General features: G+C 61.3%; 12 protein-coding genes. 4 read left to right on the top strand and 8 right to left on the bottom strand.

Features of this window, described 5'->3' with window-relative positions; all coding sequences use genetic code 11:
• Positions 1-27: 27 nt before the first annotated feature.
• From HBO10_RS08810 to HBO10_RS08785, 6 genes are all read right to left on the bottom strand, one after another.
• Positions 28-1,332: an MFS transporter gene (locus HBO10_RS08810; RefSeq protein WP_034129206.1), complete on the bottom strand. Its 1,305-nt coding sequence runs from the start codon at positions 1,330-1,332 to the stop codon at positions 28-30.
• A gap of 101 nt (positions 1,333-1,433) precedes the next feature.
• On the bottom strand, positions 1,434-2,582 hold the full coding sequence (gene dgoD, locus HBO10_RS08805) for a galactonate dehydratase (RefSeq protein ID WP_003187297.1): 1,149 nt from the start codon (positions 2,580-2,582) through the stop codon (positions 1,434-1,436).
• A 48-nt stretch (positions 2,583-2,630) separates the two neighbouring features.
• A complete protein-coding gene (locus HBO10_RS08800; RefSeq protein ID WP_034129205.1) occupies positions 2,631-3,251 on the bottom strand; it encodes a 2-dehydro-3-deoxy-6-phosphogalactonate aldolase in 621 nt (206 codons plus the stop codon).
• Between the two features lies 1 nt (position 3,252).
• Positions 3,253-4,212, bottom strand: a complete 960-nt coding sequence (locus tag HBO10_RS08795; protein ID WP_034129204.1) for a 2-dehydro-3-deoxygalactonokinase — start codon at positions 4,210-4,212, stop codon at positions 3,253-3,255.
• Positions 4,213-4,388: 176 nt separating this feature from the next.
• On the bottom strand, positions 4,389-4,715 hold the full coding sequence (locus tag HBO10_RS08790) for a DOPA 4,5-dioxygenase family protein (protein WP_014716300.1): 327 nt from the start codon (positions 4,713-4,715) through the stop codon (positions 4,389-4,391).
• Between the two features lie 30 nt (positions 4,716-4,745).
• Positions 4,746-5,696 (bottom strand): LysR family transcriptional regulator, encoded by a 951-nt coding sequence (locus tag HBO10_RS08785; protein WP_034129203.1) that lies wholly within the window; start codon positions 5,694-5,696, stop codon positions 4,746-4,748.
• Positions 5,697-5,799: 103 nt separating this feature from the next.
• Between HBO10_RS08785 and betC the strand changes: the two genes are divergently transcribed.
• The 3 genes from betC (at position 5,800) to HBO10_RS08770 (ending at position 10,035) form a co-directional block, all read left to right on the top strand.
• Positions 5,800-7,314, top strand: coding sequence for a choline-sulfatase (betC, locus tag HBO10_RS08780; RefSeq protein ID WP_034129202.1), 1,515 nt, complete (start codon positions 5,800-5,802; stop codon positions 7,312-7,314).
• Between the two features lie 18 nt (positions 7,315-7,332).
• The gene (gene choX, locus HBO10_RS08775) at positions 7,333-8,247 is read left to right on the top strand and encodes a choline ABC transporter substrate-binding protein (RefSeq protein WP_034129201.1); all 915 of its coding nucleotides are present in this window, start codon (positions 7,333-7,335) and stop codon (positions 8,245-8,247) included.
• Between the two features lie 219 nt (positions 8,248-8,466).
• Positions 8,467-10,035, top strand: a complete 1,569-nt coding sequence (locus HBO10_RS08770; RefSeq protein WP_034129200.1) for a SulP family inorganic anion transporter — start codon at positions 8,467-8,469, stop codon at positions 10,033-10,035.
• 128 nt (positions 10,036-10,163) lie between these two features.
• Here the strand turns inward: HBO10_RS08770 and aroE are convergent, their stop codons facing one another.
• Positions 10,164-10,982 (bottom strand): shikimate dehydrogenase, encoded by an 819-nt coding sequence (gene aroE, locus HBO10_RS08765; RefSeq protein WP_034129199.1) that lies wholly within the window; start codon positions 10,980-10,982, stop codon positions 10,164-10,166.
• On the bottom strand, positions 10,982-11,914 hold the full coding sequence (gene hemF / locus HBO10_RS08760) for an oxygen-dependent coproporphyrinogen oxidase (protein ID WP_014716294.1): 933 nt from the start codon (positions 11,912-11,914) through the stop codon (positions 10,982-10,984). Before hemF ends, aroE begins: the two co-directional genes overlap by 1 nt.
• Before the next feature lie 178 nt (positions 11,915-12,092).
• Between hemF and HBO10_RS08755 the strand changes: the two genes are divergently transcribed.
• Entirely contained in the window at positions 12,093-13,070 is a 978-nt protein-coding gene (locus HBO10_RS08755) for a quinone oxidoreductase (protein WP_034129198.1), read from the top strand.

Raw genomic sequence — 13,070 nt, 5'->3', positions numbered from 1 at the left:
AAAAGGGCGACCCGAAGGTCGCCCTTTTTACAGCTCGATCCGCTCGACTTTGCCGACCAGCAATATGTAGGAAAGCGCGCCGAGCAGCGCCAGGACCGCAATGTAGGTAATGGCCGGCGCAAATGACGAGCCACTGACCAGAAAGCCAATCACGATAGGCGTGGCAATTGCCGCCAGGTTGCCGATGAAGTTGAACACCCCGCCGGTCAGCCCCAACAGACGGGCAGGCGCCAAGGTCGACACCAGCGACCAGGTGATCGACGCCAGGCCATTGCCGAAAAACGCCACCGCCAGAAACGCGATGACCCACCCCGTCGAGTCCACGTAGTTGGCCCCGATGATCGCCGTGGAAATCAGCAGCCCGCTGATGATCGGCAACTTGCGCGCAAAGCCCACTGACGCCCCACGCCGAATCAGCCAATCGGAAAACACCCCCGAACACAGCACGCCCACAAACGCGGCCAGGAACGGCAAGGAGGCCAGCAAGCCAGACTGGATAAAGTCCATGCCGCGATATTTCACCAGGTACGTCGGGAACCAGGTCAGGAAGAACCACAGCGTGGAGTTCAGGCAAAACTGGCCCAGGTAGATGCCCCACAGCTTGCGTTTGCTCAGCACGATGCCGAGGTCGGTCCAGCTGAAGGGTGCCTTGACGGTTTTAGCCTGCATGTCCACCAGCCCGCCACCGTCGCGGATCAGTTGGATTTCGGCTTCGTTGGCGCCTTTGAAATCTTTGGGCTCGCGGTACACCGCGTACCAGATCGCGGCCCACAGGATGCCGACGCCACCGGTCACCACAAACACCATGTGCCAGCCGTACTGGTGCTGCAGCCACGCCAGTACCGGAGTGAGGAATGCCAGGCCGACGAATTGCCCGGAGGTATAGACGCCGATAGCCGTGGCGCGCTCGCGCTCGGGAAACCAGGTGGTGACCACACGGCTGTTGATGGGATAGGCCGGCGCCTCCAACGCGCCCACGGCCATGCGCAGCACGAACAGCGCGATAAAGCTGGCGGCGAAACCGAGCATCACGGTGGCAATCGACCACAGCAGCAGGGCGGCCGTGTAGAGAATGCGCGGCGGCACCCGGTCTACCAGCCAGCCACCCGGGATTTGCATGGCGGCGTAGGTCCAGCCGAAGGCAGAAAAAATCAGCCCGACTTGCACCGGATCGATCCCCAGCTCGCTGGTCAGCGCGGGCGCGGCAATCGACAGGTTGCTACGGTCGAGGTAGTTGATGACCACGGTGATGAACAGCAGCACCATGATGAAAAAGCGCTTTCTGCTAGGCGTGACTAAAGAAGCCTGCCCGGTGAGGGATTCAGGGTGCATGGGGGTGCCTCTTTTTATATTTGTTGAGGAAGGAACGCGCTCAATGTGGGAACTGGCTTGCCTGCTCCCACATTTTTTTGCGCGTTTCAATCAGGTGGAAATCACCACTCGGCAAAACTGCCATCGGCATGGCGCCAGATCGGATTGCGCCAGCGATGGCCGATGGCCGCGCGCTCAACCACATACTCCTCGTTGATCTCAATGCCCAGACCTGGGCCGTTGGGGATCTTCACAAAGCCCTGGTCATAGTCGAATACGCCTGGATCACGCACATAGTCGAGCAGATCGTTGCTTTCGTTGTAGTGAATACCCAGGCTCTGCTCCTGGATAAACGCGTTGTAGCAAACCGCATCCAGCTGCAGGCATGCCGCCAAGGCAATCGGGCCCAGCGGACAGTGCAGGGCCAGGGCCACGTCGTAGGCTTCGGCCATGTTGGCGATCTTGCGGGTTTCGGTGATACCACCTGCGTGGGAGGCGTCCGGCTGGATGATGTCGACGTAGCCTTCGCTGAGCACCCGCTTGAAATCCCAGCGCGAGAACAGGCGCTCACCCAAGGCGATCGGCGTACTGGTCAGCGGGGCCAGTTCTTTCAGCGCTTCGTAGTTTTCGCTGAGCACCGGCTCTTCAATGAACATCAGTTTGTACGGGTCGAGCTCTTTCATCAGCACCTTGGCCATCGGCTTGTGCACGCGGCCATGGAAGTCGACGCCAATACCCACGTTAGGGCCGACCGCATCGCGCACAGCAGCGACGTTGGCCAGGGCCAGGTCGACTTTTTCGAAGCTGTCGACAAACTGCAATTCTTCGGTGCCATTCATTTTCACGGCTGTGAAGCCACGGGCCACCGCCTCTTTGGCGGCACGGGCAGTATCGGCGGGGCGGTCACCGCCGATCCATGAGTACACACGGATCTTGTCACGCACCTGGCCGCCCAGCAGATCGCTGACCGATACACCGAGGGCCTTGCCCTTGATGTCCCACAACGCCTGGTCGATGCCGGCGAGGGCGCTCATATGCACCGCGCCGCCTCGGTAGAAGCCGCCGCGATAGAGCACGGTCCAGATATCTTCGATATTGCGAGGGTCTTTGCCGATCAGGTAGTCGGACAGTTCTTCGACGGCGGCGGCCACCGTGTGAGCGCGGCCCTCGACCACAGGCTCACCCCAGCCGGTCACACCCTGGTCGGTTTCGACCTTGAGGAAGCACCAGCGCGGCGGAACGATAAAGGTCGTCAGTTTGGTGATTTTCATCTCTTGTCTCTCTTATAGATGCAGCGCCTGTGGGCGCGGAATATGCTCTCAGCTCAGGGCTTTCCAGGCGGCGACATAAGCCTGGGCACGGCTCGCAATCTGATCCACTGTCATGCCCGGCTTGAACAGCCCGGAACCCAATCCGAAGCCCTTGGCGCCGGCGTCGGTAAACACCTGCATGTTGTCCGGGGTAATGCCGCCCACCGGCAGCAGCAACGTGCCCGCCGGCAATACCGCCAGCCATGCCTTGATCACTGAAGGGCCCATCTGCTCGGCCGGGAACAGCTTCAACACATCGGCGCCTTCGGCCAGTGCGGCAAAGGCTTCGGTAGGCGTGGCTACCCCAGGCGACAAGTACAGGCCCGCCGCTTTGGCGGCACGCAGCACCTTGGCATCGCTGTGGGGCATGACGATCACCTGGCCTCCGGCCGCCTTGACCTGTTCGACCTGCTCAGGCGTCAACACCGTGCCGGCACCGATCAGGCAATCGGCGGGCAAGCTGTCGCACAGGGTGCGAATGCTGGCGTAAGGGTCTGGCGAGTTGAGCGGCACTTCGATCACGCGAAAACCCGCGTCGTACAGCACCTGGCCGACCGCCTGGGCTTCGTCGGGGCGTAGGCCGCGCAGGATGGCGATCAAACCGTTTTGTGCGAGTGCTTGCTTGAGCATGTCAGGCCTCCAGTACAGGTCGAATGAGCCCGGCGGCTTGCGCCAGTTGCCACAGGCCACGCTCGGTGGCTTCTTGCGCCAGGCTGACGTGGGCAAATCCGCAAAGGGCGAGGGCGCGTTGATAGCGGGCGCAAAGTGCAGCAGCGCCGACCAGGATGATCGGCTGATGTTTGGCCGAATCTGGCAAGCCGGCGAGCTCATGTCCGATGAGCAGGCCAGACAGGTAATCGGGTTGCTGGTCGGGCGCCAGCTGCGCGGTGAGCCCAAGGGTACGGGCACTGAACAGGGTCGAAAGCACGCCACGCTGGCCATCGTTGGACAGCGCTACGCGCACGCCTTGATCAAACGCCTCGGCCTGGAACTGCTCGCTCGCTTGTTGGGTACGCCCCAGGATGCTGTGCTTGCTCAACACCGCAAACACTTCGCCAGTCATGAAGGTATCGAAATGGGTAATGCGGCCTTCCACCACCTCGACCCACTTGGAATGGCTGCCGGGCAGGCCGATCAACACCTGGGGCCCAAGGCCTTGCAGTACGCCGAGCACTTGGGTTTCTTCGCCACGCATGACATTAGGCAGACCCACTTGCTCGATCACCCCCGGCACGATATGCACCTGCACCCCACGCAGGCTGCGTATGCCATGCAACGCCTGGCCGAGACTGGCGACATCCACCGGCGTGCTGCGATAGGCCGCCTCGCTCCAACCCTGTGCGCTGCCGACCATGCCGCAAGCGATCACCGGTAGCCCGGGCTGGGCATCAAGCCAATCGCCACAGGCGCTATCGAACGCCAGTTCAAAGCCGTCAGTGCATAGCACACCGGCTATTTCCCGGGGCTCTGTGGGCAAATGCATGATGCCCCAGGCTTGCGAGCGCTGTTCCAGCACAACGCCCGCGGGGCCGAGTTTGTAAGCACGAAGGGAGCTGGTCCCCCAATCGAGCGCGATCAATTGCGCCTGCATCGCTTCACCTGAAATGAGTGGGTGCTGAAAAAAGCAGATGGGCGAATATAAACCTAGGGAGCGGAATATCTCAATATATAAATATCAATCCCATATAATGAGACAAGACAAGATAAATCCTACAACCATTCTTGTTTTTACTTAGGGAAGGCCGCGGATTTATCGGGTAAGGAAGGTTAAAAAATCGACAAGTCCAGCTCGCGCATCGCGCCCATCCAGATGGCGTAATCGGTGTGGTCCTTGAGGTCGTCACCGGTTTCAGGGTGCAGGAACACCACCAGACCATTGCGATGCAGCGCCAGCCACGGCAACACCACACCGATATATTCCGGCTCGAACGCCAGCTGGCAACTCCAATCCGGGTGCGGGCCCACGGGCCGCTCGTGCACACGGCCCATGCGCAGCGGGAACAACTTGGCGGCGTCCTCACAGAGCGTGCGCGCCTGCTCAATCGTGCTGGCGTCGAAGTAGATATGGGCGTGGTAGCCCTTGATACGTTGCATGACTGACTCCGGTTCCACTGTGGGCCGATCCTAGACCGCAATCGACGGCAGGGCCAGCCCGGTCAACGAGTGCGCACTGTTGGCCTGTTCCGCCACAAGCCACTCGACAAAGCGGTCCACCAACTGTCCGCGGCGTTTGCGCTGGGGTTGCACCACGTAATAGCCCAAGCGCGAGATCACCGTGGAGCTGATCGGCCGGCACAGCCAATTCTGCTCCAGCAGGTTATCCACCAGGTGGCGCCAGCCGATGGCGACGCCCTGGCCGGCAATCGCGGCCTGGATCAGCAAGGTGTAGTTGTCGAAGCGCAATTGCCCCGGGGTCGGCGCAGCCGTGATACCCAGTTCGCGGAACACGCCGTTCCAGTCAAACCACTGGCTGTTGTTTTCCTGGCGCAGGTGCAGCAACGGGCAGTCTTGCAAGGTCTGCACCGTCAGGGGCGCGACCTGCTCCTTGAGCCACTGTGGGCTGCACACCGGGAACACTTCCTCATTGAACAACCACAGGCTCTCGCCCTGCTTGAAACGGCCATCGCCGAACAGCACCGCCACATCAATATCGCTGCGCAGGGTGGCCGGGTTGCGCTCACTGGTGACCAGGCTGACATCCACCTGCGGGTTGGCCTGGTGAAAACGATGCAGGCGTGGCATCAGCCAATAGGCGGCGAAGGCAAAGTCGGTGGCGACTTGCAGCACTTCATGCTGGCTTTGTTGAGTGATTGCGCCGAGCCCCTGGTTGATGTTCTGCAGGCCGCCTTGCACATGCTCGAACAGCAGGGCACCGGCGTCAGTCAGTTCGATGCCGCGGTAAATGCGATCAAACAGGCGGATCGCCAGTTGCTCTTCAAGGCGTTTGATTTGCTGGCTGACCGCCGGTTGGGTGGTGCCCAGCTCCATCGCGGCCGCGGTGAAACTGCGATGACGCGCCGCTGCCTCAAAGGCGCGCAGCAAATCGAGAGAGAGGTCACCCAGCGCTTCATACATAAGCTCAACTTATCCTAGTCATTGCTGCTCATGGGCTTTACCCCATAATTCATGGGCCGCATGCTCATTGGCATAAACACTGCCTATGGAATGCCGAGAAACCATGAAGCGCAAGAACATTCTTTTCATCATGGCCGATCAGATGGCCGCGCCGATGCTGCCGTTCTACGGGCCTTCCCCGATCAAGCTGCCCAACCTCAGCCGCCTGGCGGCACAAGGCGTGGTGTTCGACGCCGCCTATTGCAACAGCCCGCTGTGCGCACCGTCGCGCTTCACCTTGGTCAGCGGCCAGTTGCCGAGCAAGATCGGCGCCTACGACAACGCCGCCGATTTCCCCGCCGATGTGCCGACCTATGCCCACTACTTGCGCCGCCTGGGCTACCGCACCGCACTGTCGGGCAAGATGCACTTCTGCGGCCCCGACCAGTTACACGGCTATGAGGAGCGCCTGACCAGCGACATCTATCCCGCCGACTACGGCTGGGCAGTGAACTGGGATGAGCCAGACGTACGACCTACCTGGTATCACAACATGTCCTCGGTGCTGCAAGCCGGACCGTGCGTGCGCACCAACCAGCTGGATTTCGACGAAGAGGTGGTGTTCAAGGCCCAGCAATATCTGTTCGACCATATCCGTGAGGAAGGTGACCAGCCATTTTGCCTGACGGTGTCGATGACCCATCCCCACGACCCTTACACCATTCCCAAGCCGTTCTGGGACTTGTACGCAGACACCGACATCCCAATGCCCACGACGCCGCCCCAGGCCGACCTCGACCCGCATTCCCAGCGGCTGCTCAAGGTTTATGACTTGTGGGACAAACCGCTGCCTGTGGATAAGATCCGCGACGCGCGCCGCGCCTACTTCGGTGCCTGCAGCTACATCGACAGCAACGTCGGCAAGCTGCTGCAGACCCTGGAAGACACCGGCCTGGCCGACGACACCCTGATCATTTTCTCTGGCGACCACGGCGACATGCTTGGCGAGCGCGGCCTCTGGTACAAAATGCACTGGTTTGAAATGGCCGCCCGCGTGCCGCTGCTGATCAGTGCGCCGGGGCAGTTCGCCGCTGGCCGCGTCACCCAGGCCGTGTCGACCGCCGACTTGTTGCCGACCCTGGTGGAATTGGCCGGCGGGGAACTGGACCCGCACTTGCCGCTGGACGGCCGCTCACTGGTCCCGCACTTGCAGGGGCAGGGCGGGCATGACGAAGTGTTTGGCGAATACATGGCCGAAGGCACCGTCAGCCCATTGATGATGATTCGCCGGGGCGCCTACAAATTCATCTACAGCGAGGACGATCCTTGCCTATTGTTCGATGTGCACAACGACCCGAGCGAGCAGGAAAACCTCAGCCAGTCAGCTGAACATCGGCCATTGTTCGAGGCGTTCTTGCGTGAAGCGCGGGCTAAATGGGACATCCCGGCGATCCATCAACAGGTGCTCGCCAGCCAACGCCGTCGCCGACTGGTGTTTGAAGCGCTAACCCATGGCAAGCTCAAGAGCTGGGATCACCAGCCACTGGTAGACGCCAGTCAGCAGTACATGCGCAACCATATCGACCTTGATGACCTGGAGCGCAAAGCACGTTTTCCACAACCCTGCCAAAACCAATAAGTAGACAGAGGGAAGGCCATGCAAAAGTTGAACGTGGTACTGAGTTTGGTGATGCTCAGCAGCGCCCAGGTGTACGCAGACACGCGCTGCGAAACGGTAAAGATGGCCGACCCAGGCTGGAGCGATATTGCCGCCACCAACGCTATCACCAGTTTCCTGCTGACGGGCATGGGCTATCAACCCAAGGTCGACACCCTGGCGGTGCCGATTACCTTCGGCGGGCTCAAGGACGGCCAGGTGGATGTCTTCCTCGGCAACTGGATGCCGGCGCAGCAAGGCTTCTACGACAAGTTCGTGGCCAACGGCGATGTGGTGCAACTGGCGAAGAACCTGGAGGGCACCGAGTTCACCCTCGCCGTGCCGGACTACGTGTGGGACGCCGGGGTGCATGACTTTGCCGACCTGAATAAATTTGCCGACAAGTTCGACAAGAAAATCTACGGCATTGGCTCCGGCGCGCCAGCCAATATCTCGCTGCAGGAGATCATCAAGAAGAATGATTTCGACCTTGGGCAGTGGAAGCTGATCGAGTCCAGCGAACAGGCGATGCTCGCAGAGGTCTCGCGAGCGGTGAAGAAACAGCGTTTTATCACCTTTCTCGGCTGGACCCCGCACCCGATGAACGTGCAACTGAAAATGCGCTACCTCAAGGGCGGCGAGCAGTACTTTGGTGCCACCGGCAGCGTCTATACCTTGACTCGCAAGGGTTACGCACAAGCGTGCCCCAATGTCGGCAAACTGCTGACCAACCTGAGTTTTACCCAGGCCATGGAGAACAGCATCATGGCTGACGTGGCCAACAACAAGGTCAGCAATGCGCAGGCGGCGAAGGCGTGGATCAAGGCCAACCCGGCAGTGTTGGACCAATGGTTGGAGGGCGTGAAAACCCTGGATGGCCAGGAGGCGTTGCCAGCGGTAAAAGCCAAACTCTGACGTTAAAATCGGACGCAGAGCGTCCCGAGCAGCATTCCCACGCAGAGCGTGGGAACGATCCCTCTGACGCTTGCCGGCGACCCTGTGGGAGCTGGCTTGCCTGCGATAGCATCACCCCGGTATGCCTGTCACACCGAGGCGCCAGCATCGCAGGCAAGCCAGCTCCCACAAGTACCCATGCATTGATACTCTTGCCAAAACCCTTTACCCGAGCCTGCGATGCCCCGGCCCAACCGCCATACACTTTTGCCCTTCCTGCGCTGGCTGCCGCGCCAAACCCGCGCCAGCGTCGGCCGGGATGCCATCGTCGGCCTCAGCGGCGCTGTGCTTGCGCTGCCGCAGTCGATTGCCTACGCACTGATCGCCGGTCTCCCTGCCGAATACGGGCTCTACGCCGCCATCATCCCGGTATTGATCGCCTGCCTGTGGGGCTCGTCCTGGCACCTGATCTGCGGGCCCACGGCCGCCATCTCCATCGTGCTTTACGCCAGCATCAGCCCATTGGCCGTGCCAGGCTCCCAGGACTACATCACCCTCATCCTGTTGCTGACCTTCCTCGCCGGGGTGTTCCAGTGGTTGCTCGGCCTGCTGCGCTTCGGCGCGTTGGTGAACTTTGTCTCCCATTCGGTGGTGCTGGGATTCACCCTGGGCGCCGCCGTAGTGATCGCCTTGGGGCAACTGCCCAACCTGCTCGGCTTGGATTTACCGAGCCAGGCCACGGCTATCAATGGCCTGCTGGCGCTGATCGACCACCGTGGCGAGTGGGACCACGCGTCCCTGGCCCTGGGGCTGGGTACGTTGCTGGCAGGTATGCTGCTCAAGTACCTGGTGCCACGCTGGCCGACACTGTTGATCGCCTTGGTGTTGGGCAGCGTGGCGGCATGGCTGTGGCCGGCGATGTTCGGGCATGTGGCACGGGTCAGTTCGTTTATTGGCAAACTGCCGCCGTTCAGCCCGTTGCCGATGGATCTGGATCTGGTGCTGCGCCTGCTGCCCAGTGCCGTGGCGGTGGGGATGTTGGGGTTGGTGACCAGCCTGTCGATTGCCCGTTCGCTGTCCGCCCGCTCGCAACAACTGCTCGACGCCAACCAGGAAGTACGCGCCCAGGGTTTATCCAACATCGTGGGCGGATTTTTTTCCGGCTACCTGTCAGCCGGATCGTTCACCCGCTCGGGCCTCAGTTATGAGGCGGGTGCCTGTTCGCCATTGGCGGGTGTGTTTTCGGCCCTGTGGGTGGCGCTATTCGCGTTATTTGGCGCAGCGTTGATCGCGCATATTCCGATCCCGAGCATGGCGGCGAGTATCCTGCTGATCTGCTGGGGCCTGGTGGACCACCGCGGCATTCGTGCGCTGTTCCGGGTCAGCCGCGCCGAATTTGTGGTGATGAGCCTGACCTGTGTCGCCACCTTGTTGTTGGAGCTGCAAACGGCGATCTATGCCGGGGTACTGGCGTCGCTGTTTTTCTACCTCAAGCGCACCTCGCAGCCACGGGTGCAACACTGGCGCGACGGTGAAGCGGATGTGTTGCGGGTGGGCGGCTCGATCTTTTTTGGCGCCAGCCATTACCTGCAAGTGCGCCTGCAACGTCTGCAGGGTGAGCGGGTGGTGATCGAGGCGCAGCAGATAAACTTTATCGACTATTCCGGGGTGGAGATGCTGCACCAGGAGGCGCGGCGGTTGGCGGGGTTGGGCCGTAGCTTGACGTTGCGTGGGGCCAGGCCGCAGGTGGTAGAGGAACTGATGAAGCTGGAGGGGCCGGATAACTGCCCCCTCCATTTCGAAGACTAAACCCGATCAACTGTGGGAGCTGGCTTGCCTGCGATAGCGGTGGATCAGCCAGCACATGGGTAACTGACCTATTGCTATCGCAGGCAAGCCAGCTCCCACATTAAGTGTGCCCACATCAGCGTGTGGGATCAGGCCAATTGCCGGCGCAGTTCGGCCAGTACGGGCGCCGAATCCGGACGCACACCGCGCCACAGCAAGAAGGCTTCCGCCGCTTGTTCCACCAGCATGCCCAGGCCATCCATCGCCACCGCCGCGCCTTGCTCGCTCGCCCAGCGGCAGAATGCGGTGGGTTCCTTGGCGTACATCATGTCGTAGCAGAAGGTCTTGCCCGGCTCGATCAGGCTGCCGGCAATCGGCGGTACATCGCCTGACAGGCTGGCCGACGTGGCATTGATGATCACATCCACCGGCTCACGCAACCAGTCGAAACCACTGGCAGACACCGGGCCCAGGTCATCGAACAGCTCAGCCAGTCGCTCGGCCTTTTCCACGGTGCGGTTGGCGATGATCAACGACGAGGGTTGCTGCGCCAGCAACGGCTCCAGCGCACCGCGTACCGCGCCACCGGCGCCCAACAACAGGATGCGTTTGCCTTGCAGGCTCAGCCCGGCATTGACCGTCAAGTCGCGCACCAGGCCCGCGCCGTCGGTGTTGTCGCCCAACAACGTGCCGTCAGCCAATTTGCTCAAAGTGTTTACGGCGCCGGCGCGCTGCGCCCGTTCGGTCAGGGTATTGGCCAAGCGATAGGCCTCTTCCTTGAACGGCACGGTCACGTTGGCGCCACGGCCGTGTTGGAAGAACTCACGGGCACAGGCGGTGAAGTCCTCCAACGGCGCGAGCATCGTGCTGTAGTCCAGTTGTTCGCCGGTCTGGGCAGCGAACAGACGATGAATCAGCGGCGATTTGCTATGGCCGATGGGGTTGCCGAACACAACATAACGGTCCATCACACCGCCGCCTTGGGCGCGGCAACGCCGAGCCAGTCACGGTCTTGCAGGAAGTAGTCGGTGAGGCGCGCCTCTTCGCTGCCGGCTTCGGCCTTCCAGTCGTAGCTCCAGCGTACCTGAGGTGGCAGCGACATCAGGATCGACTCCGTACGCCCGCCCGATTGCAGGCCGAACAGGGTGCCACGGTCATAGACCAGGTTGAACTCAACGTAGCGGCCCCGGCGGAACTCCTGGAACTGGCGTTGTTGCTCGGTGTACGCCATGGCCTTGCGACGCTGCACAATCGGCAGGTAGGCATCGATGTAGGCATCGCCGATGGCGCGGATGAAGGCGAAGCAGGTGTCAAAGCCCCACTCGTTCAAGTCATCGAAGAACAGGCCACCGATGCCACGGGGCTCGTTGCGGTGCTTGATGTGGAAGTAGGTGTCACACCAGGCCTTGTAGCGTGAGTACACGTCCGGGCCAAACGGTGCACAGGCCTGCTCGGCCACGCGGTGCCAGTGAATGCAGTCTTCTTCATTGCCGTAATACGGGGTGAGATCGAAGCCACCACCGAACCACCACACCGGTTCTTCACCTTCCTTTTCAGCGATGAAAAACCGCACATTGGCGTGGGAAGTCGGTACATGCGGGTTATGCGGATGGATCACCAGCGACACACCCAGGGCCTCAAACCCACGGCCCGCCAGTTCAGGGCGATGGGCACTGGCAGACGGTGGCAGACCGCTGCCGAACACGTGGGAAAAGTTGACACCGCCTTTTTCGATCACCGAACCGTTTTCCATCACACGGGTACGACCGCCACCGCCGGCTGGCCGGGTCCAGGCGTCTTCGATAAAGCGAGTGTCCGTCTCGAAGGTTTCCAGGGCGCTGCAAATGCGGTCTTGCAGGTCAAGCAGGTAGGCTTTAACAGCCTCGGTGCGGGTAGTCATGGCATCACCTTGAATCGGGCAAAGCTACGCGAGGCCCATGGGGCGTCGGCGGCAAATGGGCGCACAGGATACCACTGCGCCTAGATGCCACTGCACTTAGGTGCACAGCAGTTGACGAGGATCAAGCTTAGGAGTCCGATAGGGGGCTACGCAGATTCGAACCCAAGGAGAAGTGCAGATGGCCAAACGTATCCAGTTCAGCGCCCATGGCGGCCCCGAAGTACTTGAATATGTGGACTACACGCCAGCGGAGCCTGGCCCACAGCAGGTTCGGGTGCGCAACGAGGCCATCGGCCTGAACTTCATCGACACCTACTTCCGCAGTGGCCTCTACGCGCCGCCCGCGCTGCCATCGGGCCTTGGTGCGGAAGGCGCTGGCGTGGTGGACGCGGTGGGCAGTGAAGTCAGCCAATTCAAAGTTGGCGACCGCGTGGCCTACGGCAGCGGTCCGCTGGGTGCCTACAGCGAGCTGCATGTGTTGCCTGCGGCCAACCTGGTGCACCTGCCGGATGAGATCAGCTTCGAACAGGCCGCCGGTGCCATGCTCAAAGGCCTGACCGTGCAATACCTGTTGCGCCAGACCTATGAGCTCAAAGGCGGTGAAACCATTTTGTTCCACGCCGCTGCGGGTGGCGTGGGTTCCCTGGCCTGCCAATGGGCCAAGGCCCTGGGGGTGAAGTTGATCGGCACGGTCAGCTCCCCGGAAAAAGCCGCCCTGGCCAAATCGCTAGGCGCTTGGGAAACCATCGACTACAGCAAGGAAGATGTCGCACAACGCGTACTGGAATTGACTGACGGCAAGAAGTGCCCAGTGGTGTACGACGGCGTCGGCAAGGACACCTGGCTGACCTCACTGGACAGCGTGGCGCCACGGGGTTTGGTGGTGAGCTTCGGCAACGCGTCGGGTGCGGTGGATGGGGTGAACCTGGGGATTCTGTCGGCGAAGGGCTCGCTGTACGTAACCCGGCCAACGTTGGCGACCTACGCCAACAGTGCGGCAAACTTGCAGGCGATGGCGGACGATCTGTTTTCGATGATCAAGAGCGGCAAGGTGCGCATTGATATCAACCAGCGCTACCCGCTGGCGGAGGCGGCCAAAGCGCAGACGGAGTTGTCGGCACGGCGCACGACTGGCTCAACCATCCTGCTGCCTTAA

The organism is Pseudomonas sp. WS 5503, from assembly GCF_012985385.1.
Classification (GTDB): domain Bacteria; phylum Pseudomonadota; class Gammaproteobacteria; order Pseudomonadales; family Pseudomonadaceae; genus Aquipseudomonas; species Aquipseudomonas paracarnis.
Note: the sequence above shows the minus strand (reverse complement) of the source record. Positions and strands in the feature narration are given on the sequence as shown.